At 59.8% G+C, this 25,497-nt stretch carries 23 protein-coding genes; 17 read left to right on the top strand and 6 right to left on the bottom strand.

The genetic code is table 11. The features are described from left to right. Positions 1–2 precede the first annotated feature (2 nt). The gene (locus DFO50_RS04480; RefSeq protein WP_028497764.1) at positions 3–1,793 is read right to left on the bottom strand and encodes a M61 family metallopeptidase; all 1,791 of its coding nucleotides are present in this window, start codon (positions 1,791–1,793) and stop codon (positions 3–5) included. Between the two features lie 353 nt (positions 1,794–2,146). Here DFO50_RS04480 and ccoN point away from each other — a divergent pair, with 353 nt between their 5' ends. The 10 genes from ccoN (at position 2,147) to DFO50_RS04430 (ending at position 10,992) form a co-directional block, all read left to right on the top strand. Next, the gene (gene ccoN, locus DFO50_RS04475; protein WP_028497765.1) at positions 2,147–3,568 is read left to right on the top strand and encodes a cytochrome-c oxidase, cbb3-type subunit I; all 1,422 of its coding nucleotides are present in this window, start codon (positions 2,147–2,149) and stop codon (positions 3,566–3,568) included. A gap of 23 nt (positions 3,569–3,591) precedes the next feature. After that, positions 3,592–4,206, top strand: coding sequence for a cytochrome-c oxidase, cbb3-type subunit II (gene ccoO, locus DFO50_RS04470; RefSeq protein ID WP_028497766.1), 615 nt, complete (start codon positions 3,592–3,594; stop codon positions 4,204–4,206). 11 nt (positions 4,207–4,217) lie between these two features. Beyond that, a complete protein-coding gene (locus tag DFO50_RS04465; RefSeq protein WP_028497767.1) occupies positions 4,218–4,430 on the top strand; it encodes a cbb3-type cytochrome c oxidase subunit 3 in 213 nt (70 codons plus the stop codon). Continuing rightward, a complete protein-coding gene (gene ccoP, locus DFO50_RS04460; protein WP_028497768.1) occupies positions 4,430–5,356 on the top strand; it encodes a cytochrome-c oxidase, cbb3-type subunit III in 927 nt (308 codons plus the stop codon). The genes DFO50_RS04465 and ccoP overlap by 1 nt, the downstream gene beginning before the upstream one ends. A gap of 194 nt (positions 5,357–5,550) precedes the next feature. Then, positions 5,551–6,984: a cytochrome c oxidase accessory protein CcoG gene (gene ccoG, locus DFO50_RS04455; RefSeq protein WP_112692126.1), complete on the top strand. Its 1,434-nt coding sequence runs from the start codon at positions 5,551–5,553 to the stop codon at positions 6,982–6,984. Positions 6,985–7,036: 52 nt separating this feature from the next. Continuing rightward, the gene (locus tag DFO50_RS04450; RefSeq protein ID WP_051528603.1) at positions 7,037–7,546 is read left to right on the top strand and encodes a FixH family protein; all 510 of its coding nucleotides are present in this window, start codon (positions 7,037–7,039) and stop codon (positions 7,544–7,546) included. Then, positions 7,543–7,986: a YbaY family lipoprotein gene (locus tag DFO50_RS04445; protein ID WP_051528604.1), complete on the top strand. Its 444-nt coding sequence runs from the start codon at positions 7,543–7,545 to the stop codon at positions 7,984–7,986. Before DFO50_RS04450 ends, DFO50_RS04445 begins: the two co-directional genes overlap by 4 nt. 335 nt (positions 7,987–8,321) lie before the next feature. Beyond that, positions 8,322–8,741 (top strand): Spy/CpxP family protein refolding chaperone, encoded by a 420-nt coding sequence (locus DFO50_RS04440; RefSeq protein ID WP_028497771.1) that lies wholly within the window; start codon positions 8,322–8,324, stop codon positions 8,739–8,741. Positions 8,742–8,939: 198 nt separating this feature from the next. Further along, positions 8,940–10,322, top strand: coding sequence for an AAA family ATPase (locus DFO50_RS04435; protein ID WP_028497772.1), 1,383 nt, complete (start codon positions 8,940–8,942; stop codon positions 10,320–10,322). A gap of 16 nt (positions 10,323–10,338) precedes the next feature. Then, entirely contained in the window at positions 10,339–10,992 is a 654-nt protein-coding gene (locus DFO50_RS04430) for a hypothetical protein (protein ID WP_112692125.1), read from the top strand. 16 nt (positions 10,993–11,008) lie between these two features. On the opposite strand, the gene DFO50_RS04425 is transcribed toward DFO50_RS04430, so the two are convergent. From DFO50_RS04425 to tadA, 4 genes are read right to left on the bottom strand one after another with little or no spacing between them, the layout of a single operon-like run. Further along, positions 11,009–11,446, bottom strand: a complete 438-nt coding sequence (locus tag DFO50_RS04425; RefSeq protein WP_028497773.1) for a DUF2721 domain-containing protein — start codon at positions 11,444–11,446, stop codon at positions 11,009–11,011. A gap of 2 nt (positions 11,447–11,448) precedes the next feature. Continuing rightward, the gene (locus DFO50_RS04420; protein ID WP_112692124.1) at positions 11,449–12,144 is read right to left on the bottom strand and encodes a L,D-transpeptidase; all 696 of its coding nucleotides are present in this window, start codon (positions 12,142–12,144) and stop codon (positions 11,449–11,451) included. Then, positions 12,141–12,620: a L,D-transpeptidase gene (locus DFO50_RS04415; RefSeq protein WP_112692123.1), complete on the bottom strand. Its 480-nt coding sequence runs from the start codon at positions 12,618–12,620 to the stop codon at positions 12,141–12,143. The genes DFO50_RS04420 and DFO50_RS04415 overlap by 4 nt, the downstream gene beginning before the upstream one ends. Then, entirely contained in the window at positions 12,574–13,107 is a 534-nt protein-coding gene (tadA, locus tag DFO50_RS04410) for a tRNA adenosine(34) deaminase TadA (protein ID WP_107889449.1), read from the bottom strand. Before tadA ends, DFO50_RS04415 begins: the two co-directional genes overlap by 47 nt. A gap of 139 nt (positions 13,108–13,246) precedes the next feature. Here tadA and DFO50_RS04405 point away from each other — a divergent pair, with 139 nt between their 5' ends. The 6 genes from DFO50_RS04405 (at position 13,247) to DFO50_RS18790 (ending at position 22,865) form a co-directional block, all read left to right on the top strand. Beyond that, positions 13,247–13,687, top strand: coding sequence for a MarR family winged helix-turn-helix transcriptional regulator (locus DFO50_RS04405; protein ID WP_051528607.1), 441 nt, complete (start codon positions 13,247–13,249; stop codon positions 13,685–13,687). Continuing rightward, a complete protein-coding gene (locus DFO50_RS04400; RefSeq protein ID WP_112692121.1) occupies positions 13,684–15,249 on the top strand; it encodes an MDR family MFS transporter in 1,566 nt (521 codons plus the stop codon). The genes DFO50_RS04405 and DFO50_RS04400 overlap by 4 nt, the downstream gene beginning before the upstream one ends. A 118-nt stretch (positions 15,250–15,367) precedes the next feature. After that, positions 15,368–16,396, top strand: a complete 1,029-nt coding sequence (locus DFO50_RS04395; RefSeq protein ID WP_107889452.1) for a low specificity L-threonine aldolase — start codon at positions 15,368–15,370, stop codon at positions 16,394–16,396. A gap of 225 nt (positions 16,397–16,621) precedes the next feature. Then, complete coding sequence (locus DFO50_RS04390; RefSeq protein ID WP_112692120.1) at positions 16,622–17,641, top strand: RHS repeat-associated core domain-containing protein; 1,020 nt, start codon at positions 16,622–16,624, stop codon at positions 17,639–17,641. 54 nt (positions 17,642–17,695) lie between these two features. Further along, positions 17,696–18,673 carry an RHS repeat-associated core domain-containing protein gene (locus DFO50_RS04385; protein ID WP_199489743.1) on the top strand — a complete coding sequence of 326 codons (978 nt, stop codon included), beginning with the start codon at positions 17,696–17,698 and terminating at the stop codon, positions 18,671–18,673. A 43-nt stretch (positions 18,674–18,716) separates the two neighbouring features. Continuing rightward, positions 18,717–22,865, top strand: coding sequence for an RHS repeat protein (locus DFO50_RS18790; RefSeq protein WP_146745016.1), 4,149 nt, complete (start codon positions 18,717–18,719; stop codon positions 22,863–22,865). 24 nt (positions 22,866–22,889) lie between these two features. Here DFO50_RS18790 and DFO50_RS04375 read toward each other — a convergent pair whose 3' ends face one another. Continuing rightward, on the bottom strand, positions 22,890–23,822 hold the full coding sequence (locus DFO50_RS04375; RefSeq protein ID WP_107890331.1) for a LysR family transcriptional regulator: 933 nt from the start codon (positions 23,820–23,822) through the stop codon (positions 22,890–22,892). An 87-nt stretch (positions 23,823–23,909) separates the two neighbouring features. Here DFO50_RS04375 and DFO50_RS04370 point away from each other — a divergent pair, with 87 nt between their 5' ends. Beyond that, positions 23,910–25,427, top strand: coding sequence for an MFS transporter (locus tag DFO50_RS04370; protein WP_028497781.1), 1,518 nt, complete (start codon positions 23,910–23,912; stop codon positions 25,425–25,427). Positions 25,428–25,497: the final 70 nt, after the last annotated feature.

The following is a 25,497-nucleotide window of genomic DNA, read 5'->3' as shown; positions in this document are numbered from 1 at the left end:
ACTCAGGCCGCCGGCGACAGCCACAGCGGTGTGTCCTGCGGCGCCAGCCAGCAGGTATCGGCGGGCGCGGCCTGGACGATGACGTCGAAGGCCAGCAGCTCGTCGCGGCGGAAGGCGTGCAGGCGAACGCTGCCGCCGGGCCGGTGGCGGGCAAGCTGGCGTTCGAGATCGCTGGCGCGCAGCCCGTCGATCGCCACCAGAACATCCCCTGCCGACAGGCCCGCCGCCTGTGCGGCCCCCCCGTCCAGAACATGGGTCAGGCGGATGCCTGCCGGATCGGCCGCGCTGCGCACGCCGATGACGGCACGTGGTGGTGTGTCGCTTGCGGCGGGCAACGGCGCGCCCCCCTTGTCGGCGCCACTCTGGGCGACACGCCAGGCAACGGTCACGCCGGCGTCCTGCAGCAGCGCCTGCAGCGGCAGGTCGGCCGTCGAGCGGATGGCCTGGTCAAAGAAGGCGCCCAGATCCAGCCCGGTCGCCTGCTGAGCGATCCGTTCCCACTCCGTCTCGCCGATGCCGGCGCCGGTATCGCGCCAGCGCCGCCACAGCGCCCGCATCACATCGTCGAGTGAGCGGGTGCCGTGGCTGTCCTGGCGGATCTTCAGATCCAGCGCCAGCGCGGCCAGCGCACCCTTCTGGTAATAGCTGACAATGGCGTTGGGGCTGTTTTCATTCTGCTGGTAGTACTTGGTCCAGGCATCGAGGCTGGATTCGGCCAGCGTCTGCTTGTGGCGACCACTGCCGCGCTGCACGGCGGTGAGGGTTCGCGCCAGCTGGGCCAGGTAGCGTTCGACCGGCACCACGCCGCTGCGCACCAGGGTCAGATCGTCGTAGTACGACGTGACGCCCTCGAAGGCCCACAGCAGCGAGGTCAGCGCCGCCTGTGACAGGTCGTAGGGGGTGAAGGCGGCCGGCTTGATCCGCTTGACGTTCCAGGCATGGAAATGTTCGTGGCTGAACAGGCCGAGCAGGTCGAGATAGCCGTCGCTCAGCGTGTCGTCGCCGTGGACCGGCAGGTCGTCGCGGCTCGCCATCAGCGCGGTCGAGTCGCGATGCTCCAGCCCGCCATAGACGTCCTTGCCGACAAACAGCTGGAACTGGTAGCGGTGAAACGGTGCCGGTTCGCCGAACAGCCGGATCTGCCATTCGCAGATCCGTGCGACATCGCGCGCCAGCCGGTCGAGATCGCCGCGATGGCGGCCGGATACGACAATTTCATAATCGGTGTTGCAGACGCGGAAGGGGACAACGTCGAAATGGCCGAGCTCGAACGGGTGATCGATCAGCGTGTCGTAACTGTCGGCGACAAAGTCGCCAAAGCCGAACGGCGCAGCGCCGTCGGCCGGCAGCGTGCCGGCCAGACGCCAGTCGCCGCTGACCGTGCCCGGCGCCGGCGCGTCGACACGGAGCCCGTGTGACTGGCCGGACTGTCCGACTGCCTCCAGACACAGGCTGGTCGGGTTGAAGAAGCCCCGCTCGCGGTCGAGATAGGCACCCCTGACCGACAGGTCGAAGGCATAGGCGGTGTAGCTGAGGGTCAGCGGGCCATGGCAGGGCGCGGCCTGCCAGCTGTGGTTGTCGAGTGCGGTCAGCGTGACCGGCCCGTGCGCCGACCGGGCCGACAGCGGGCCGAGATGGCGGGAGAAATCACGCAGCAGGTAGCTGCCCGGAATCCAGCGCGGCAGGCGAAATACCTGGCCGTCGGCAGCCGGCCGACGAACGGTCATTTCAATGGAAAACAGATGGGCGGCGGGGTCGGCCGCGGTGATCCGGTAGTGCACGGGGTGGGACATGAGAAGCGTTCCGTCAGATCCAGGCCCATGACGGGCGAGTGAAGGGCCGTCCGCAATTGACCTGCGTCAAGGGGTCAAACGGTCATGACAATATAATCCGCCGTATGCAAGATGTGGCTGTTTACGTGCTGCGCGCATGGTGCTTTAAGCTTTTGTTCAGCTAGTTCGCCATGCGGGTTTGCATTAGAATGCCACCATGCAAACGGGGTGCTCGCCAGAAGATGGTGGCGCGCCGTCAAAAAATCAATCCGGAAACATGTCATGGTCTGGCTGGGGGCCGGCCTGACTGGCTGTCAGACGAAGGTCTGGCGGTCTTTTGCGGATGACTCGTTCGTAACCTTGGAGAATCCTCGATGGAGACGCAATCCACTTATAACTATAAGGTGGTGCGCCAGTTTGCCGTGATGACAGTCGTGTGGGGTGTCATCGGTATGCTGGTCGGCGTGACGATCGCAGCCCAACTGGTCTGGCCTGATCTGAACTTCGGACCGTACTTCCACTTTGGTCGCCTGCGCGCACTTCATACCAGCGGTGTGATTTTCGCATTTGGCGGCTGTGGCCTTTTCGCGACCAGCTACTACGTGGTGCAGCGCACCTGTCAGACCCGCATCTTCTCTGATGCACTGGCCGCCTTTACCTTCTGGGGTTACCAGGCAGTCATCGTCCTGTGCGTGATCACCTACCCGCTCGGCCTTTCCTTCAACAAGGAATATGCCGAGATGGAATGGCCGATCAAGGTACTGCTGACCATTGTCTGGGTCGCCTACGCGGTCGTGTTCTTCGGCACCATCGCCAAGCGCAAGGTCAAGCACATCTACGTCGCCAACTGGTTCTACGGTGCGTTCATTCTCGCCGTGGCCCTGCTGCACGTGGTCAACAGTGCCTTCATCCCGGTGTCGATGTGGAAGTCCTACTCGGCTTACGCCGGTGCCGTCGATGCGATGGTGCAGTGGTGGTACGGCCACAACGCGGTCGGCTTCTTCCTGACCGCCGGCTTCCTCGGCATGATGTACTACTTCGTCCCGAAGCAGGCCGGTCGTCCGGTCTACTCGTACCGCCTGTCGGTGGTCCACTTCTGGGCGCTGATCTTCACCTACATGTGGGCGGGTCCTCACCATCTGCACTACACCGCGCTGCCTGACTGGACCCAGTCGCTCGGCATGGTGTTCTCGCTGATTCTGCTGGCACCGAGCTGGGGCGGCATGATCAACGGCATCATGACCCTGTCCGGCGCATGGCACAAACTGCGTACCGACCCGATCCTGAAGTTCCTCGTGGTGTCGCTGTCGTTCTACGGCATGTCGACCTTCGAAGGCCCGATGATGGCCATCAAGACCGTCAACGCGCTGTCGCACTACACCGACTGGACCATTGGTCACGTTCACTCCGGTGCGCTGGGCTGGGTTGGCTTCATCACCATGGGTTCGCTGTACTACCTGATCCCGCGCCTGTTCAACCGTGAACAGATGTTCTCGACCAAGCTGATCGAAGTTCACTTCTGGCTGGCCACGCTGGGCGTCGTGCTGTACATCGCCGCGCTGTGGATCGCCGGTGTGACCCAGGGTCTGATGTGGCGCGCCCTGAACCCGGACGGCACGCTGACCTACGCGTTCGCCGAAGTGGTCAAGGCAACCTATCCGTACCACTTCGTTCGTCTGATCGGTGGCCTGCTGTATCTGGTCGGCATGCTGGTCATGGCTTACAACGTGTTCCGCACCGTCACGATGGGCCGTGCTGTCGACGCCCGTATCCCGGCCGTTGCCGCACACGCCTGATATAGCTGACGAGAGAGACGCAAATGGAAAGAATCCAAAAACTGGTCGAAGAGCATGTCGGCTATCTGATCGTGTTTACCCTGCTCGTGGTCAGCGTGGCGATGCTGGCTGAAATCCTGCCGCTGATGTTCCAGCGCTCGACCACGCAGCCGGTTGCCGGTGTCAAGCCGTTCACGGCACTGCAACTGACCGGTCGCGACATCTACATCCGCGAAGGCTGCTACAACTGCCACTCGCAGATGATCCGTCCGTTCCGTGCGGAAACCGAGCGTTACGGTCACTACTCGGTGGCGGGGGAGTCGGTCTACGATCACCCGTTCCTGTGGGGTTCGAAGCGTACCGGTCCCGATCTGGCCCGTGTCGGCGGCCGCTATTCGGATGAATGGCACCGCGTCCACCTGATCAATCCGCGTGACGTGGTCAGCGAATCGAACATGCCGGCGTTCCCGTGGCTGGCCCGCAACCTGGCTGACGCGGACAGCGTCCAGGCCAAGATGCGCGCCCTGCGCCTGGTCGGTGTGCCGTATTCGGATGAAGAGATCGCCAAGGCCAAGAGCGAAGTGGAAGGGAAGTCGGAAATGGACGCCCTGGTCACTTACCTGCAAGGCCTCGGTCTCGCGCTGAAAAACACCCGCTGAGAGCAATCGATATGCTAGATACCGCCACGCTGATTCACATCATCGTCACCGTTGCCGCATTTGCCAGCTTCATCCTGATCCTGATCTGGGCCTTTGGTGGCAGGGCGGCGAAGAAAAGCTTCGAGGAGGCGGCGAACCTGCCGTTTGCCGACGATGACAACGATAATGCTGCGCGGTCCGGCCTGGGTCGCCTGTCGACCCCGGGCCACAACGGAGCAAAATAATGAGTGATTTCGTAAGCGATTTCTGGAGCTACTGGATCTCCGGCGTCGTCGTCGTCGGGATTGTCGGTCTGACCTATCTGCTGTTCTCGCAGAACAGACTGAAAGTCGAGTCGGGGACCGAGGTCAAGACCACGGGCCACGTCTGGGACGGTGATCTGGCCGAGTACAACAACCCGCTGCCGAAATGGTGGATGTGGATGTTCACGCTCACGCTGGTGTTCGGCGTTGCCTACCTGGTGCTGTATCCGGGCATGGGCTCGTTCAAGGGCATCCGCAACTGGACGTCGGTTGGCGAGTACACGGCGGAACGCGCCGCGGCGGAAGCCAAGTACCAGCCGCTGTATGACGCCTTCCTGAAGCAGGACATCCCGACCGTCGCCGGCGACCAGAAGGCACAGGAAATGGGCTATCGCCTGTTCCAGACCTACTGTGTCCAGTGCCACGGCTCCGATGCCCGCGGTGCGAAGGGTTTCCCGAACCTGACCGACAACGACTGGCTGTACGGTGGCTCGCCTGAGAAAATCCAGGAAACCATCCTCAACGGTCGCCATGGCCAGATGCCGCCGTTCGGCGCTGCATTCGGCGAGGAAAAGGTCAAGGACGTGGCCAACTACGTGATGTCGCTGTCCGGCAAGAAGCACAATGCCGAACGCGCCACCCGCGGTGCCGACACGTTCAAGGCCATCTGCGCGACCTGCCACGGTCCGGACGGCAAGGGCAACAAGGATATCGGCGCGCCGAACCTGACCGACAATATCTGGCTGTACGGTGGTACCGAAAAGACCATCGTCGAGACCATCACCAATGGTCGCAGCAACCAGATGCCGGCGTGGAAGGACTTCCTCGGCGACGGCAAGGTGCACCTGCTGGCCTCCTATGTCTGGGGCCTGTCGAACAAGCCTGCCAAAGCAGCCGCCCAGCAGTAAACTGGTCGTCTGACGGTACGCTGTAAGTGTGAATCGCTGCCCGCCCCGTGCGGGCAGTGACGCTTGTGGAAGCGGTCCGGCCGGTGCCGTGATCGTTTCCGTCTCCTGTAATGTGTAATGCGCATCATCGGGAGGACTGGATCGAGACCGCTTGCGCGGTTTCCGTCGAATCCTCCGTAAAGGGAACTGCCGAAATGAGTGACCCGCAGCAGCAAGACCCCGACAACAAACCCAGAAAAGTGGTCGAGATCCAGCCGATCTCGCTGTACGAAAGCCACAAGAAGATCTATGCGCGCCAGGCCTGGGGCGTGTTCGCCAACTGGCGCATCGCGCTGGTCGTGCTGACCCAGCTGGTGTATTTCGGTCTGCCGTGGCTGACCTGGAACGATCGGCCGGCCGTGCTGTTCGACCTGATGAACCGCAAGTTCTATCTGTTCGGTCTGACGCTGTTCCCGCAGGACTTCATCTATCTGGCCGCGCTGCTGATCAGCTGTGCATTCGGCCTGTTTGTCTGGACCACCATCGCCGGGCGGCTGTGGTGCGGCTATGCCTGTCCGCAGACGGTCTACACCGAAATCATGATGTGGATCGAGAACCTGGTCGAAGGCGATCGCAACAAGCGGATCAAGCTCGACAAGGGCCCGCTGACTGCGACCAAGATCGGCAAGAAAACGGTCAAGCATGCGCTGTGGATTGCCGTGTCGCTGCTGTCGGGCATTACCCTGGTCGGCTATTTCCTGCCGATCCGCAGCGTGTTCGGCGATCTGGTGTCGCTGAACGTGGCGGGCTGGGAAGCGTTCTGGGTGTTCTTCTATGCCGGCGCCACCTATCTGTTTGCCGGCATGCTGCGCGAACAGGTCTGCAAGTACATGTGCCCGTACGCCCGCTTCCAGAGTGTGATGTTCGATGCCGATACGCTGATCATTTCCTATGACGCCGAACGTGGCGAACCGCGCGGCGCACGCAAGAAGGGCGTCGATGCCCACGCGGCCGGCAAGGGCGACTGCGTGAACTGCGGCATCTGCGTCCAGGTCTGTCCGACCGGCATCGATATCCGCGACGGGCTGCAGTACGAGTGCATCGGTTGCGCTGCCTGTATCGATGCCTGCGACGACGTGATGGACAAGATGGGCTATCCGCGCGGGCTGATCCGCTACACCACCGAGAGCGCGCTGGAGAAGAAGTATCCGGAAAGTGCGATCCTGACCCGGCTCAAGCGGCCGCGCGTGGTCATGTACGCCGTGGTGCTGCTGACCGTGCTCGGGGTGGCGATGACCTCGCTGGTCATGCGCCAGCCGATGCGGCTCGACATCGTTCGCGACCGTGCGTCGCTGGTGCGTGAAACCGATGAAGGGATGCTGGAGAATACCTACAACCTGCGTCTGATCAACCTGTCCGAGAAGCCGCAGCAGGTCCGGCTGGGCGTCAACGGGCTGGAAGGCATCAAGCTGGTGACCGACACCCCGGTGGTCACGATCGGGCCGACCGGCAACGAAGTGATTACCGTGCATGCACAGGTGGACCCGGAAGCGGCGACCAGCGGCAGCCATCCGATCCACTTCACCGCGACCTCGGTCGACGGCGGCAGCATCTCGCTGTCGGAAAAGTCGAGCTTCATCGGCGAATGACAATGATCCATGGCCGGGCGTGAGCCCGGCCGACTGCAAACGGAGAATCCGCATGAGCACCACCCTGACCCCCCCGTGGTACAAGCAGCGCTGGCCGTGGCTGCTGATGCTCGGACCGGCCATCGTGGTCGTTGCCGGGATTGCGACGCTGGTGATTGCCGTCCAGACCAATGATCCGCTGGTCAACGACGACTACTACAAGCGCGGCAACGAGATCAACGAGGACCTCGGGCGCGATGCCGCCGCCGCACAGCGCGGACTGAGCGCGCAGATGCTGTTTGCCGATCAGGGCGGTGCGGTGCGCGTGCTGCTGCGCCAGCAGGGCAGCCAGCCGCTGCCGGACACGCTGACGCTGTCATTCCAGCATCCGACCATCGCCGGTCATGACGTGACCGCAACGCTGAAGCGCGAGGGAGCGGGCAGCTATATCGGTGAGGTCAAGCTGACGGTGGCATCCAAGCACTGGTACGTGCGCCTGCAGGACCCGGCCGACAGCTGGCGGGTCGAAGGGCAATGGACGCCGGACAAGGGCAATGGCGTGATGCTGGAACCGGCACGTTGAGCAGAATCCGCCCGGTTGTGCTGGCGCTGGTGATGGCGGCCGGGCTTGCCGCCTGCGCCGCGCCGCCGCTGGCGCGGCCTGCTGCTGTCGCTCCGGCCCAGGTCACGGTGAGCGGCAGGGTGCTGCTGCCCGCCGGCGCTGCTGCCCTGCCGCCGGGTGCGCTGCTGCGCGTCCAGCTGCTGGACACGTCGCTGGCCGATGCGCCGGCGACCGTGCTGGCCGAGCAGTACACCGGACTGGGCGGCGAACGCACACTGCCGCACGCCTTCGAGCTGTGCACGGATGCGGACAAGGTGAGCAGGCACGCCCGTTATCAGGTGTCGGCCCGCATTACCGACCGTGACGGCCGGCTGCTGATGCTGACTGCCGATGCGTATCCGGTGCTGACGCAGGGGGCACCTGCACACGTTGACGTGACGGTGAGGCCGATAGGGCACTGAACATCCGCCAGTAAAAAACGGGTCCTGGAAAGGGCCCGTTTTTTATTGTGGCCTGTTGATGGCCGTTTAGCTGAAAAAATGAGCAATTTCACGGATATCGTTTAAAAATAAAGACTTGATCAGTGTCGTGGCCAGATATCCACAGGATGTCCACCCGCTTGCCCAGCGAGACTGGGGAGAACGCAATGTTTGTTAACAATTGGCGCCGGGCGGACACATGATCGTTACCAGGACCGCCTATGATGAATTTCACTTCCCCACCGGGGTCTCCTGATAATTCACCAAGAAACGGAGAACACGCCATGCGAACACCTGTACGCGCTACGGCGTCCGCCATGCTGCTGGGAGTGTCTCTTTTTTCGGGCGCTGTCGTCGCCGCGCCAGTGACCGACGGCGTCCCGCCGGCAGCACAAGTCATGCGGGCCGGCCCATTGTCGATGGAAGAGGGGGAACGGCAACTTGAAACGCTCCAGTCCAGACTCGAGCTCACCGGGAAGCAGGAGCCGGCCTGGCAACGTTACCGCGCGCTCCGTGAGCAGCAGCAGCGCCAGATGCGCGAACTCGCTGAAGCGAACCGCCGTCACCCGCCGGCCACCGCGCCTGAACGTGTCGAACGCCATATTGAAATGGCCCGCACGCAGGTCAGGCACCTCGAAGCCATGAAACCGGTTGTCACCGCGCTGTACACCCAGCTGACACCGGCGCAGCAAACGATTTTCGACGAAAAGCCCGCGTTACCCTCGCGTCAGCCCTAGTCAAACCTCGGTGGGCAGGTAGCCCACACCGGTAATGTCCTCATCGGCATTCCTCCATGGGTTCGCACCGTCTTCGGACGGTGCCTTTTTTTGTGTGCTTGATGCCACATGTCCCCATTTGCACCTTCCTGCTGCAGCCGTCATGACTGGCAGACTCTGTTACAGTTCTGACCATCAGTTCGATGACAGAGAACGCTCATGCTCACCAAGCTCGAAGCCCATGGCTTCAAAAATCTTCTGGATTTTTCCGTATCCCTGGGGCCATTCAATTGTATCGCCGGGCTGAACGGGGTGGGAAAATCGAATATTTTCGATGCCATAAAGTTCCTTTCCCTATTAAGTGATAAATCTATTGTTGAGGCCGCATTGGCGGTACGGGACTCCGAGTCGACCGATCCTCTGGATATTTTCTGGACCAATGGAGATTACCGGGCAGAGCGCCTGGTATTAGCAGCAGAGATGCTTGTGCCGCTGGATATCATCGATGACTTCGGAAGAAAGGCCATTGCGACTTCTACCTTTCTCCGCTATGAAGTAGAGCTCGCCAGAGACTTGCAGGAGGAGGCAAATGGCTCCTTTGGCCTTTATCTTGCCCGCGAGACGCTGAGCTATATCAACAAGGGTGAAGCGGTAAATCACCTGCACTTCCCATTGAGCGCTACCCGGTTTCGCGATCAGGCCGTGGTCAACAAGCGAAAAGGTGCAGGCTATATTTCAACGCAGGTGATGGATGATGGAATCATCGAGATTCATTTGCACCAGGATGGTGGCAGTAGTGGTCAGCCACAAAAAATCCCTGCACGCCATATTCCGAAAACAGTGATTGCCAATACCAATAGTGCTGTCTGGCCAACGATCCTCGCGGCTCGCCGAGAGATGCAGTCGTGGCGGTTTCTGTCGCTGGAACCCAGTGCAATGCGCCGCTCGAACAAAATCCACGAGAACGGTAGTGTCGGTGCCGATGGCGGCAAACTGGCGGCGGCGCTGTACAAGCTGCATCGGCGAGACGAAAACGTATATTCCCGTATTGCCAGCAGGCTGTCGGAGATTGTGCCAACCTCCGATGTCCGGGTGGATATGGATCCGGTAAGGCAATTGCTGACGCTGGAGGTCAAGGAACGAGCCGGCGCATTCCTGCCCGCTCGTGCTCTTTCCGATGGCACGCTGCGTTTTCTGGCCCTGTGCATCATGGCAGAAGACCCGGATTTCAGTGGGCTGCTTTGCTTTGAGGAGCCTGAAAACGGTATTCATCCGGCCAAAATGAGCGCAATGCTGGCACTGTTGAAAGAGTTGGCGGTTGACCCCGATCTGGCTGCGGGCGAAGACAACCCCATGCGGCAGATTCTTATCGCCACACACTCTCCGGTCCTGGTCAAACTGGAAACGCCGGATGACCTGATTTATGCCGATGCGGTCAAGGTAAGGGGGCCGGATGGCAAGCCTGCATCCACTATCCGTTGTAAAAGCTTGCGAGAAAGCTGGCGCTGCAAATCAGGGGAGGAATGCATAGACAAGGGATCCATTATTGCGTACCTGGCGCTTCCGCCTGACAGCCAGATATCGATGGATTTCGAACACTGAATACAGGGGCGAAAATATGAAATTAAGCTTCATTCTTACCGGAGAGGGCAGCTCCGATCTGCGTCTGGTTGAACATATTGGAAGCGTATTAATTGAAGAAGGTTTCACTGAGGTGCGTGGTGAAGCACCCGATCTCAGCCTGTTCAGCCCCGCTGTTGGTCGTTCTGTCAGAGAAAAACTTATGGCATTGGCAAGGCACTATCCGAATAGTGATGTGATATTTGTTCACCGTGATGCTGATAATGTCGGTGTTGAGACTCGTGAGCAGGAAGTATGGCGTGCCGCGCTCGGTATCTTGGCGGCTGAACGGATTATCCCTGTTATCCCGGTTACGATGCTGGAAACCTGGTTGCTGGCAGATGCGGAAGCCATCAAGAGAGTTGCTGGCAATAGTGGCTACAAGGGAAGCCTTGAGTGTATCCCCGGTATTTCAAGACTGGAGAAAGTCCGGGACAGCAAGCAGTTGCTGTGTGAGGCGCTTTGCGAGGCCAGCCAGACACAAGGCAGCCGGCTGAAAAAATTCAAGGGGCGTTTTGCTGACATGCGGGCACGGCTGACCTTTGATCTTGACCCGAATGGCCCTGTGAAAGGGCTGGACTCCTATCGGCATTTCAGGACGCAGGTAAACCGTTTTTCGCAAACCCGGCTGGGGGCTGCACGCAAGGAATAAGACCGGGGGGCCGTTCCTACGGCCGGCGCAGCCAGCGGCGCGGTTTCGGTTTGTCCTCGCCGCTGATCTGTTCGAGGTCGGCGAGCAGGATGGTCAGCGCATCGCCGGAAATCGCCAGTTCCATGACCGACAGCGCCAGCGAGACGCACATCAGCACCAGCGAGATGCCGAAGGCGATCAGGCCGGCCAGGTGCAGGCCGAAGAACAGGAAGGTCATGCTGACCGAGGTCAGCAGAATGCTCAGCGTGCCGGCGGTCTGCATCTGCCGGATCAGTTCGACGCGGCGGCGCAGGTTGTCGAGCTGGCGCAGGTGGCGCGGATCGGGCTTTTCCCGGTGACGGTCGTACAGGTTGCGGATCACCGCCGACAGGCTCAGAAAGCGGTTGGTGTAGGCGAGCAGCAGCAGGGACAGGGCCGGGAACAGCAGTGCCGGGGTGGTCAGGGACAATTCCATTGTCATGGGTCCTGGTGCAGCGGGTCGGAAGAAGGCGCGCCAGCGGACAGGGGCGCCGGGTCGTGCGGGGCATCGATCAGGACTTCCAGGCCGGGGCGGGCGATGCGGTACAGGTCGATCACGTCCGGGCTGGACATGCGCACGCAGCCTTTCGAGCTTGGCGTTCCCCACGGTACATGATCGCCGGCACCATGGATGTAGATGAAGCGGCGGTAGCTGTCGACCACGGTGCCGTCGTCGCGCTCCCCCTGATTGCGGCCCGGTTCGACGCCGCACAGCCACAGGATGCGGGTCAGGATCCAGTCCTTGTCCGGATACTGTGCATGCAGCGCCGGTGTGTAGCGCCAGTCGGTGACCTGCTGGCGATAGATGATGGTGTCCGCCGGTGCGTCGTCGCCGATCTTGTCGCAGACCACGTGCCAGCCGCGCGGCGTCTGGTAACTGCCTTCGGTTTCGCCCACGCCATTGCTGGCCGTGGAGACACGGTAGTGGCGACGCGGCGTACCGTCGGCGTCGTACAGGGTCAGCCACTGGCCGGCGACGTCAACCCGCAGCCACGGTTTGTCCGGGCTGCGCGGATTGGTCGCGTGAGCCAGCAACGGTACGCGTTGCTGTGCATCGACAAAATCGGCCGGTGCCGCCTGGGCGAGGGCGGCGGCCAGGAGCAGGGTGGCAGCCAGCGGCAGACCGGCATTCATTCGATGATTTCCACCGGTGTGCCGACCGGTACGCGGTCGAACAGGTCGATCAGGTCATGGTTGCGCATGCGCACGCAGCCGTGCGAGCCCGGCTTGCCGATATCGACCTCGTCGGGGGTACCGTGGATATAGACATAGCGGCGCATGGTGTCGACCTTGCCGAGCCGGTTGCGACCCGGTTCGCAGCCGGACAGCCACAGGATGCGGGTCAGGATCCAGTCGCGGTACGGATTGGCGGCATAACTGGCGGCATCGCAGATCTCCCCGGTCGGTCGGCGCGCCCTGAACACGGCGCCTGCCGGCTGGCCGGCGCCGATCCGGGCGCGGATCAGGTGGCGGCCGCGCGGGGTCTGGAAGCTGCCGGACTGCTCGCCGGCGCCGCGCGCAGCGGTGGAGACCGGATAGCGGCGCACCAGTGCGCCCGCGTCGTCAAGCAAGGTCAGGGTCTGGTCGGCAAGAACAATGCGAATCTGCATGGGCACTCCGCGCCGCCTTCTGGGCCGCGCGCCGGGAACGGAAAAAATCGGACAGCATGTCGGCGCAGGTCTGGGCCAGTACGCCGCTGGTGACGTCCGCATGGTGGTTCAGCAGGGGTTCGGCAAACAGGTCGACCACGCTGCCGGCCGCGCCGGTTTTCGGGTCGCGGGCACCGAAAATCACCCGCGCGATCCGCGCATGCTGGATCGCGCCGGTGCACATCACGCACGGTTCCAGCGTCACGTACAGCTCGGCGCCGGGCAGGCGGTAGTTGCCCAGCCGCTCGCCGGCCGCGCGCAGGGCGACGATTTCGGCGTGTGCAGTCGGGTCGCTGTTGCCGATCGGCGCGTTGGAGCCGCGACCGATCACCTTGCCGTCGAGCACCACGACGGCGCCGACCGGCACTTCGCCCCGTGCAGCCGCTTCCATCGCCAGTTCAAGCGCCTGGCGCATGAAAAATTCGTCGTGGGGAAGGGCGGGGGTCATGGCGGCATCGGCGGTGAGAATCCGGGAATTATACGCGCCGCCCGTCGGCGTCGTGGCATCGATTACTGGCGTTATTGTTGCTAAAGACAACTTTTACGGCTACATTGCAGTCATTCTTGGTTCCGTCGGGAGAAGCCGGATGGCTGACGACAGGCAGATTGCCCAGTTGCGCAATGTCATGCGTTTTTTCATCAATGAACAGAAACAGGCGTTGTCGACGTTCGGCCAGCCGGCGCAGAGCCGCATGCTGTCGTGGCTGTATCGCCATGGGCCGATTTCGCAGGCGGCGCTGTGCCGGATTGGCGCGTGGGAAAAAAGCTGGATCAGCCGGGCGGTGGACCGGCTGGTGGCCCAGGGCTGGGTCGAACGCCAGCCGAGCGAGACCGACCGCCGTGGCGTGCTGCTGACGCTGACCCCGGCCGGCCAGGAGCAGGCGGCGCGGATCAATGCCGAGCTCGACCGTCATGCCGGCGCCCTGCTCGATCGCGTGCCGCCGACGGCGCGCGACACCGTTCACGATGCGCTCGATATCCTGCAGCAGGTATTCGAAACCGGCCAGGCGGCACGAGGTGAATCATGAGTGCCAGTCCGGTGCGCAGCCGCTCGCAGTCGGTAGCGGCCATGCTGGGTATCTGCCTGGTCATGTTGCTGATTGCACTCGACCAGACCGTGGTCGGCACCGCCCTGCCGCGCGTGGTGGCCGAGCTGCAGGGCTTCGCGCTGTACCAGTGGGTGGCGTCTGCCTATCTGCTGACCACGGCAGTGATGATTCCGATTGCCGGCCGGCTGGGCGACCTGCACGGCCGCAAGGGGCTGGTGCTGGCAGCGATCGTGCTGTTCACTCTGGCTTCCGCACTGTGCGGCATGGCCGACAGCATGCTGCAGCTGGTGCTGGCGCGTGGCTTGCAGGGGATTGGCGGCGGCATGCTGGCCGGTACCGCCTTCGCCTGCGTCAGCGACCTGTTTCCCGAGCCGCTGGAGCGGGTGCGCTGGCAGGCCATGCTGTCGGCGAGCTTCGGCATTGCCACGGCAATGGGGCCGGTACTGGGCGGCTGGCTGACCGAGCACCTTGGCTGGCGCAGCGTGTTCTACGTGAACCTGCCGGTCGCGCTGCTGGCGCTGCCCGTGGTGTGGATCTTTCTGCCGCATATCGTCCATCGGCGTGCTGACGATGCCGGTATCGACTGGGGCGGTGCGTTGCTGCTGACACTGTCGATGTGCGGGCTGCTGCTGGCCTCGGAGCAGGGGGCGACGCTGGGCTTCGGCAACCCGCTGTACTGGGCCATCGTGGTTGCGGCCATCGTGCTGTGCACGGTCTTCGTCCGCCACCAGCGTCGCAGCCGTGCGCCGGTGATTCCCGCTCACCTGTTCTCCACCCCGGCCGTGCGCCAGTTGTGCGTGATCAGCGCGCTGACCGGGCTGGCGATGTTCGTGCTGGTGTTCTATGCCCCACTGCTGCTGCAGGGCGGCTTTGGCTTCTCGCCGAAAATGGCCGGTCTGCTGGTCACGCCGCTGCTGGTGTGCGTGACCATCGGCAGCATCATCAACGGCCGGCTGATGCCGCGGCTGGCGCATCCGGAAAAACTGATTTCGTGGGGGCTGCTCGGTCTGATGGCCGGTTGCGCGCTGCTGGTGACGCTCGAGCATGACTCGCCGGTCGCATGGCTGGCGCTGGTATTCGGCCTGTGCGGGCTGAGTCTGGGCTTTCAGCTGCCGAACCTGACGCTGCAGGTCCAGTCGGCCGTGACGCGGCAGGATACCGGCATTGCCTCGGCGCTGATCCAGACCAACCGCACGCTGGGCAGCATGTTTGGCGCCAGCCTGGCCGGGATGCTGGTCAATGTGCGTTACGGGCATGAGATCGGGGCGGCACTGGCCGGCCGCGGGGTCACCGATGCGCGCGTGACGCAGCTGTTCGACAGCCCGCAACTGCTGGTGCGGGCCCAGGACCTGCAGACGCTGTCTGCGCTGTCGCATGCGGGCGGGTTCGATGCCGCCACACTGGTCGAACAGGCGCGACTCGGGCTGGTCAGTGGCATCCATCTTGCCTTTGCCGGCTGCGTACTGATCGCCGGCATCAGCTTTGCCATCAGCCGGCGCCTGCCGCCGTTCGCAGACCGGCGGACCGACAGCCCGGCCTGAGACGACGATGGCCGGGGGACCCGGCGCGCGGGAGGGAGATGTCGTCCGGCCTGCGGGCTGATCGGTGCCGGGCCGCATGCTAGTCTGATGCCTTTCCTGACCGAAGAGGCCGATTGCCATGCGCTGGATCGACGTACGCAGTGACACCGTGACCCATCCCACCCCTGCCATGCGCGACGCGATGGCGCGCGCCGAGGTCGGCGACGACGTCTATGGCGACGACCCGACCGTGATCGAGCTGGAGTCGCGCGTCGCGGCCCGGCTGGGCAAGGAGGCGGCGCTGTTCGTGCCGTCCGGCACCTTCGGCAACCAGCTGGCGCTGTTCACCCACTGCCGGCGCGGCGACGAAGTCGTGCTCGGCGATGACTGCCATATCGTCTGGCACGAGGGCGGCGCTGCGGCGGTCATTGCCGGTGTCAACCTGCGCACGCTAGCCAGCGATCAGGGGGTACTCGATCCGGCGGCGGTCGCCGCGCGCCTCCGCTGCACCGACGATATCCACGAGCCGAAAACCGGGCTGGTCTGTCTGGAAAACGCCCACTCGAACGGACGCGTCATCCCGCTGGACAATATGGCCGCCATCGCGGCCCACGCCCATGCCCTCGGCGTGCCGGTGCATCTGGACGGCGCGCGGCTGTTCAATGCGGCCACGGCGCTCGGGGTCGATGCGGCCCGGGTCGCCGCCCATGCCGATTCGGTCATGATCTGTCTGTCCAAGGGGCTGGCGGCGCCGGTCGGCTCGATGCTGGCCGGCTCGCGCGATTTCATCACTGCCGCGCGACGCAAGCGCAAGCTGATGGGCGGCGGGCTGCGTCAGGTCGGCATCCTGGCCGCCGCCGGGCTGATTGCGCTGGACAGCATGACGCAGCGACTCGACCAGGACCACGCGAACGCCCGCCGCCTGGCGGCCCGGCTCGATGCCCTGCCAGGTATTTCGGTCATGCGCGGTCAGCTCGATATCAATATGGTCTGGTGCCGCCTCGCCCCCGAAGTCGACACCGTGGCGCTGATGGCGGCACTGACGGCGCACGGGATCAGGGCCAATCCGCCGGAACACGGGATGATGCGTTTCGTGACCCACTGGCAGATCACTGAAGAAGATGTGGCGAAGCTGGCTACTGCAGTCGAGTCGGGGCTGACGGTATAAAGGGGGGGCCCGTTTCAGTAACGGGCTCCCCATTCGTCGGCTGGCCCCTGCCACAGGTTGAACTCACCTATAAAGCAGAAGAGTAATCACTGCACAGTGCCACCAGCTTTCTTTCCGGGCTGCGTGTTTTCTGATTTTCCTTATTAAAAATCGCATGCACACTTTCCTGTCACTCGTTGCGAGCCTGGTCTGATCATGCGCTGACGGTTCCAGCATGGAAATATCATGCCTTCTGCCTCTACCAATCCGACTTCAGGCGGCCGGTTGCTGCCGCAGGCAAGGCAGGGCACTGCGCCGGTTCGAGGTGCCCTGACGACATCTGTGGGCTTGCACGGCGAGCGAATAACCTGGGTGGGACAGCGCTGCCAGCTGTATTTTCTTGGTAATGGTGCCCGCAGCTATGATCCAGAGTGCGGGCGCTTTCTGAGCCAGGATCCATTCAGCCCATTTTCCATTGCTGGCACCAATTCCTATGCCTATTGCCTGGGCGATCCTGTCAATCGAAGTGATCCATCCGGCTATGTCTCAGCTGCGGACTGGTTTGGTATTGCACTCGCTGTTCTGGGTATTGTTCTGAGTCTGGCCACCTTTGGCGTATTTTCAATTTCGTTATTGCCTGTCGGACTGTTTCTTGCGGTCAGCTCATTGGCGCTGGGCGTGACAGCCGGGGTATATGGAATTGTATCCATCCTTGTGAAGGAGGTTGATCCAGTGCTGTCGCGTGCACTGGGGTGGACTACGCTGGGGCTGAGCATTGCCTCCATTCTGCTGGGGCTGCCCATGCCGCTGGCAGCAAGCTATGCCAAGCTGAGGGGACATTATCTCAAGGGAGTGGCAAGCGGCTATATCAAAAATAATTTCAGTCCAAAATCCAGTGATAAGCCAGCAATAGATTTTCTGTTTGCCACAGATTTTAAACAAGGTTCTCTGGTGGCGACGCATGGCAGACCAGGCATTCTGCAGGGATATAGTGGGGAGTATATGCCGGTCAATGTCTGGGCTAATGAATTGGCCAGAATGGAGGTTTATCGTTTGAGCTCAAGCCGTACGCCACTTTATCTGATGTCCTGCCATGCAGCAAAGAACGGGGCCCACGCAAATGCTGCACTCCTGGCGAGAAGGCTGAACAGAGAAGTCATTGCGCTCGGAACCAGTTCTCTGTATGGCATCCGCCGATTTGATCCGGCAAGGGGATTTGATCTTCTGTTCTTTGATGCAAAGCTGGGTGGGCTGATGCATTTTTGACGCAATGCTTTTTTGCACAGTCATGGGTGCAGCCAATATTTTTCCAGGAGAAACATGATGCCTCCTTTTCGTTTTTCCCGCCCGCCGCAGAGGAAAAAGCCTGACCGGATCGCCACTCAGGAAGAGAAAGCATCCAGCGTGGTCAAGGCCGACAGCGTTCCGCCTTGCATCGGCATGCATGGAGAACGGATTGTCTGGGTAGGGCCCCACTGTCAGCTATATCTTCTTGGTCATGGTGTACGGTGCTACGATCCGGCATATGGGCGTTTCCTGAGTCAGGACATTTTCAGCCCTTTTTCAATAGGCGGTGTCAATCCATATGGATTCTGCTCGGGAGATCCTGTCAACCGAAGCGATCCGTCAGGCTACGCAGATATCAGTAACATTGATGTGAGGCAAAATTTGATATTGGGCCTGGGTAATTTGCTGATGGTTTTTCTGGGGTTTACCATATTGCTCTTTGCCGGGGGGGCCGGAATTGTCCTCTGGTCTGCAATCCTCTCTGGCGCGTTGATGCTGTCAGGGGGAGTACTGCAAATTGTGGGTGCGCTTGCCCAGGATGATAATCCTGCATTGTCCGCAACCCTGATAAGGGTTGCCAACGGCTTTTATATTGTGTCCGTAGTATTTCTCGTCCTGGGCCAATTGGCTGCACTACGGGGGGCAATAACTGCGAGGACCGTTGCCAAAGCACTCGCCGCACAAAGCGGCCGCAGTACCTTGACCTCGTCCAGGCGGTCTGTCTCTTCCGGCATGAGCGGATTTTCAGGGATGACACGCACGGCTTCGAATCCAGAATCCCTGGTTGGGCTGCCCGGTTCAAAGTCGGCATCAAACTGGTTTTTGATGGAAGCACGAAGCCATAGCGGCATGTCATCTCTGCAGCAGTTGCGCGAAGGGGGGTCATTGGGCAGCTCATTGCGTTCGTTACCTACGCCTGAGCATGTGTTTTTTACGGCCCCGTCCAGTTTTCAGAATTCCTCGCATGCAAATTCTGTTATTTCGATGCAATATTTTAATATCATTATTTAACCAGTCAACGCCGGTCCGAATACTATATCAGGTAGGGGGGGGTATGCTGTTCTATTCCAATATTTTCAGCCTGATGGACTGGGCGAAAAATGGCATTGACCCATGTAGTGGAATGTATCTTCGTCATATCCCGGTGGCCAGCGTATCAGGTAATAAATTGCAGGGGCCTGAAATCTCGCTAGCCCTTCGCTTCAACCAGTTCAATGCATTGAATTATGGATTTGGCGTTGGCTGGGAATTTAATCTTTCTCATATCGATACCGAGGTTGACGAAAATAATAACGCCATTCAGACACTGGTCCTCTCAAACGGGGCGCGCTATCAGTTGATTGAAGATCAGGATGGCACCGCGACATTGAAATACAAGCGGACATTGACATTTGATTTCAAACAAATCCCTGCAAATCCTGATAAATACCAGCTGGTAGGCAAAGAAGGCATCATTGAAACAATAGAAAACGGGAGAACGACCCGGGTTGAACTGCCCAATGGTCTCGGCCTCAATCTGGCCTGGAACAGTGATTCTTCGTTTGTAATCAGTGATGATGGAGGTGTAAATCTTGTTACGACAACAATTGCGACGACAGCGACGGGGAAAATTCATACTGTATCGGTTGTGGACTCGCTGCTGGATTTTACCTGCGACAGCAGTGGTGTTGAACAGCTGACTGGCGTCGCCATTCGCTCAGGGCCATCACTGTGCAGCATGAAGTATGCGATTCATAACGACAGTTATCTGGAAATAATAAAATGGGATGCCTGGGTTAATTATGTTCAACAGGATATCATTTCTTATAAAAGCCTGCCAAAACCATCGGGGCTCAAACAGGATGTCCGGGCTGTTGATTTCATTGATTCCCGTCAGTCAGCAGAGTATGCGGTACACTTTGCGTATGAATATGGAAAAACGAATTACCTGGGGGGGGCTGACGGCCCGGCATGGATTTCTGATGCCGACAATCTGGAATCCCGACCGGATGACTATACGTATATTGTAACCGAGAAGATCGGGAATACGGCTCCGCCGGCCAAGATTACCGAATTTCATTATAATAAATTCTATCTGCTTGTGAAATGTTTTCCTCGTCCAGGCAGGGAAGATGGCGCCGCGCGCAGAAAATACAGCACATACGGATATGCATTGGTTCCTGGAAAGGGTATTGATGCGCAATCATCGACTTTCATGCTGTCTGTTTTGAATGTCAATGTGAGCACCGGCAGTGATCGTGCCGGAACACCTTGTAACGTTTCACGGCTGACATCCTGTCAATATGATCAATTTGCCAATCTCGTCCAATTCACTGATGAAAATGGAATGAAAGAGTGGTATGAATATTATGACGTGATGGGTGAGAAGAATGGTGACGGGGAAGTGTTGTGCCCTGCTGATCCAAATGGATTTGTCAATTATATTAAAACAAAGATTATATCTTCAGGCAATGGATCTGGTGATTATCCCAGAAAAATTTTTGGCTACACTTATCAATCCATTGCTGCGACTTCATTGGTCATGGTGAAAACCGAACAGTTTGCTCTGCAAAATGAAAGTACGGCCGCTTTCGTGGCACAGTCGATGGTTAGCCATACTTATGGTAGCCATGGTGCACCATTAAAAAAAATATCCAGTATCAAATCATTGACGACTGATGATTATTTTTCAACGATACTTTATTTTATTTATCAGCGAAACGAAAATACCAGACAGCTGTCTGTCACCAAAAAGATTGTCGGCTGGGATCAAGTGACCAAAAGTGAAGTGGTGACGCGTGCGTACACCACGGGGCTTGTTCAGTCAGCTGTTAATGAAAATGGTGTGATCACCGAATATGGCTATGATGAGATAGGGCGTACCATCAGGACCGTTTACGCGCCGGGGCGACCGTACGGTTATACAGTGGATGTCACGTATCAGTGGCAATCCGGCAAGCAGGTCACCAGGAGTACAACAGATGCTTTCAGTGAAACCCTTGTCCGGGATGGATCCGGTCATGTGGTTAAAAAAGAAGTGAATATCATTCGGGATGGAAAGGTGCTGGATTATTTGATGGCTGGTTTTATCCATAACGAAATTGGTCAGCTGATACAAGAAACGCAATATGACTATGCAGGAGAGCAGGTTTTTTCGAAAACAACCCTGTCGGACTATAATGTCTATGATGAATTGGTTAGTATGAAAAAACCGGGGTGTTCTTCTGACGACTATCAGTTTTTTCAAATGGCAGACGGGACATTTTCCATTGAGCAGGTTCATCAGCCTGGTGACGTCAAAACCCTGACCTGTTTTGATGCCCGTGGCGAGCTAAGCAAGCGGGAAATCTGCAGTCCAGCCAGCAAGGCGATGGCGGATGTGACCGAAACCCTGTTCTATGATGCTTTTTTACGCTTGATCCGTCATGCCAAAACAGCCCGGGAAACCGAATCTTTTGAATATGACGCATTTGATCGCCCCGTGGCCAGAACAGGGTCATCGAGCGGGCGGCAGACGATGACTTACGCCCCTCATTTACTGGATGAGTCGGTATGCATGATTGCCATCGACGAAAAAGTGATCGGAACTCGAGAATTTGACGGGTTGGGACGGCAGAAATCCTCAATTGTGGATGGGGTCAGTACCTCATATGACTATGCCGGTTCAGCCATGTTTTCTCGCCCGTCAACGGTGAAGATTTTCAACGGAAGAACCTGGGCCTATCAGTACGATGCCGTCCTTGATAATGTTACAAGACGGGATGTCAGCAATGCCGATGGTACGGAATCGGCATCGAGGATTTATGAGTATGATACTCGTACCCGCTTGCTGAAAAGTCATCGCGCTGACCAGTATACGCATACGTTTTCCTATGATGAGTTCAACAACGAGAACGGCAGCAGTGGTGGATGGGCCGGTCTGGCATTCGGATCCTATTCCGTCCAGACCCCTCGCTCCGTGCAAGGCCTGCTGCTGCGGGCATTGTTCTCTTTTCCTGTGACGCCGCCGGCACACACAATTGTTATCGACTGTCAGTATGACTCGCAGGGGCTGACACGGAAGATGAGCTGGTCGATGCATGACGCATTGCTGTGCGAAGCAACTATCATGCGTGATGAAATAAATGGAAATATCAGAAATATCCGCGGTTCTTCTGCACGAATCGTTTCGCCGGGTTTGGAACGGATACCCATGGAAATTAATTATGGGTACGGGAATTATAACAGGACAAACCATGCCGAATGGAAGCTGGGGCCTCCCCCGAGGCAGGACAGTGCAGGTACGGTAGCCGGCAAGCTCCGGCGGATTATGGCGGTTTCCATGAATTATGACCACCATGGTTTGTTGCTGCTGGCGAAGCATACTTCCAGCCTGGGAGGAGGGGGAACCCGCTGGGTGGATTCGTTTGCATATAATGATCGCGCACAACTTGCCAGCTGGCACCGGACGGGAAACCTGGTTTGCCAGGATCAATTCGGTAATTCCATTGCTTCCCAGTCATTCCTGTATGACCATGCCGGGAATATATCGCAGATCAATAGCGAAACAAGTGATGGTTACAATCATGCTGTTTATCGCTACAATGCCAACAACCAGTTGTTCCAGATTGGCAATAATAGTCAGACTGTTACAAGCTATTTTCCGGATGCCGTTGCTTTTACTAATGATGACGAAGGACATGTCAGCAAGCAGCAGTTTGTTCTCCATGGCAGCTATAATATAAAAACATTTGATTATGGCATGGAGGATGGTGTCAAGACCGTTACTGCAAAATGGTTGAAGACCACCTCGACGCTGGCTAACTGGTACGATGCCGGTGGGCGCCTGATTTATCTGCGTGCTGCCGCGGATGGCGTGGAACAGGATACGGCGCGCTATTACCTGGACGGAGTGCTCCTGTTCGAGTGGCAGAGACCGAACGCCAGTCCACAAGACGGCACATTGACGATTTTTCATCGTGTTGAAGGCAATATGCTATACATGACGCATGTGGACAAGGACGGTGACAAGTGGGTCCAGCCTTGTCTGAGCCAGCCAGATGGGACATTGCTGGCCGTGGGAACCATAGATAAATATTCACGGAGAATTTCACCCAGCAGTGAAACCCTTAATGTCTATCGATACTATGATTTTCACTTTCAGGGACAAACTGCGTACGGCTTGACCTTTGATTTGAAAAACCGGGCTTCTTACATCTTTTCCGATAAAGTATTGACTAAATAAAATTGGTGTGGAGAAGCCAGTGATTCAGCTGGATGGAAACAGCTCCCGCCCGCTGTCTATGATCAGACCGGCCAGATAGGCGACCAGCGGGTCGGCCTGATTGCGGCGGTGGCTGACAACATGCAGTGCCAGCGCCAGGCCATCGAGCGGAATCGGGACGATGCGCAACTCGCGGTGGTGCAGGAACGGGCGGGTGGCAATGGCCGGCAGGACGGCGAACAGTGCCGACTGGCTGACCACGAATGGAATCGACAGCAGGCTGGCGCTGCGCACGACAATGCGCCGCTGCAGGCCCTGGCGTTTCAGTGCCCGGTCGAAAATCCCCAGCGAGTCGCCGCCGTAAGCGGTGTGGATGTGTGGCACGGACAGGATCTGTTCCAGCGTCGGCGCCTCGCCGAGCGGCACCAGGGCCGGATTGAACATGCCGTAGTAGGGGACATCGAGCAGCGGCACGGCCTGATGCACATCGCGCAGCTCGGGGAAGTGACCGGCCGCAAGCAGAATCTCGCCGCGATCGAGCAATTCCAGCTGCATCGGTGCCGACGACGGCTGCACCGACAGCGTCAGTCCGCGGGCCTGCTCGCGCAGGCGGGCGATCAGCCCGGGCAGCAGGATGGCTTCCAGCGGGTCGGACATCGAGATGCGAACGTGACTGTTCAGGGTCGACGGATCGAACGCGCTCTGCTGGGTCAGGGTGCCGGCCTGCATCAGCAGCGGGCGGATGCGGGCCGCCAGCTCCAGCGCCCGCGAGGTCGGTTCCATGACCGCGCCGTTGCGGAACAGCAGCTCGTCGCCGAACAGCTCGCGCAGGCGCGCCAGGGCATGACTCATGGCCGGCTGGCCGATATACAGCCGCTCGGCCGCGCGGCTGACGCTGCGCTCCTGCATCAGCGCGTCGAAGGCGACCAGCAGGTTCAGGTCCAGCCGGCGGAAGTCCGCATGTTGAATATTATCCATGTCGATACTGTAAATCTTTCGCATCGATTGGTGTGATTGGGCTGATATTCCTACAATCGGGCTCTTCTCCCCCATTGCCCCCATCGCATGACCCAGCCAGCCTCCCCGGGCGAGCCGCTGCCCGGCCCGCTGTTCCTGTTGTTCATCGCCAGCCTGACCTGCATCGAGTTCCTGCAGAACGGCATGGTCAATTTTTCCGCCTCGTATATCGTCGGCGGCATTGGTGCTGCGCCGGAAGAATTCAGTTTCGCCGCCATGGCCTACTCGGTGGCCGCCATCCTGATGCTGTTCAAGCATCGCTGGCTGGCCGAGCAGCTGGGCTACCGCGACTTTGCGCTGGTGTCACTGCTGGTGTACGCGATCGGCACCGTAGTCTGTGCCCTGTCCGCCAATGTGCCGGAATTCGTGCTGGGGCGCGTGCTGCAGGGCGCGGGCGGCGCGACCTTCTTCTGTGCCGGCCGGGTCATGTGCAATACCGTCGCCGGCCCGGGCCGGCTGCGGCCGCTGCTGGCCTTCGTCATCGCCCTGCTGGGCGCATCGACGCTGGCGCCGCTGCTGGCCGGCTGGCTGCTCGACCATGGCCAGTGGCGCGACCTGTTCTGGTCCATGCTGCCGGTGCTGGCGCTGGTCGCCGTACTGTGCTGGCGGTTCATGCCGACCGAGGTCGGCTCGGCGGAAGACAAGAGCCAGGCGCACTGGGGCGGGCTGATCTGGGTGGTCGTCGGCGGGATCGGCCTGCAGTATGCGCTGCAGCGCTCGCGCTATGACTTCTTCAGCGAGTCCGGCCGGCTGCTGGCGCTGTCGGTGGCCGGTGCGCTGTGCGTGCTGTGGTTCTGCCGCCGGCAGATGGGGCACGCGCGGCCGCTGATCGACTACCGGCCGCTGTTCCAGGCCCGCTTCCTGATCGGCATGATGTGCTATTTCTTCGGCTATCTGGTGGTCAACGCCAACGGCTTCATCATGCCGAAGCTGGCGCATGAGGGGCTGGGCTTCACCATCCTGAATACCGGCGGGCTGGCGGCGCTGTCGTCGATCGGCAGTCTGGCCAGCGCCCTGCTGCACGTGACGCTGCTGCGGATCAAGGCCGGTTTCCGCGTCTACATGCTCAGCGGGCTGGTGATTCTGGCCGGGTCGTCGGCGCTGATGAGCCGCTTCTCGCCGGATGTGACCTGGGCCTGGTTCGGCGTCACCATGCTGCTGGGCGGCGGCTTCATGTCGCTGTTTATCGGTCCGGTGGCACAGGGCGCGTTCATGAACATGGACGAGCGCACGTTCTCGCATGCCTACCAGAGCAAGAATGTCATCCGCGAGCTGGCATCGTCGTTCGGCATCACGCTGGCGACGCTGTTTCTGCAGTCGCGCGGCGCGGTGCACTACAGCCGGCTGTCGGAGAATTTCAGCCTCTTCAACCCGCTGTACCGGCAGCAGGTCGAGCAACTGGATGGCATCCTGCACGACCCGGGCGGGCAGATGGCGCTCAGTGTGCTGGCGCGAAGCGTGGATCGCCAGTCGATGCTGATGTCCTGTCTCGACTACTACCAGTTGCTGGCGGTGATGGCGGTGATCGTCGGCCTGATCGTCTACCGGCAGCGGGTCTACAACTGACTGCCGGCCATCCATGAAAAAACGCCACATCCGGACCGGATGTGGCGTTTTTCTGCAGATGGCTGACCGT

It is taken from the genome of Microvirgula sp. AG722 (genome assembly GCF_003269145.1).
In the GTDB taxonomy this organism is placed as follows: Bacteria; Pseudomonadota; Gammaproteobacteria; order Burkholderiales; family Aquaspirillaceae; genus Microvirgula; species Microvirgula aerodenitrificans.
This window is presented reverse-complemented; position numbering and strand designations above follow the sequence as displayed.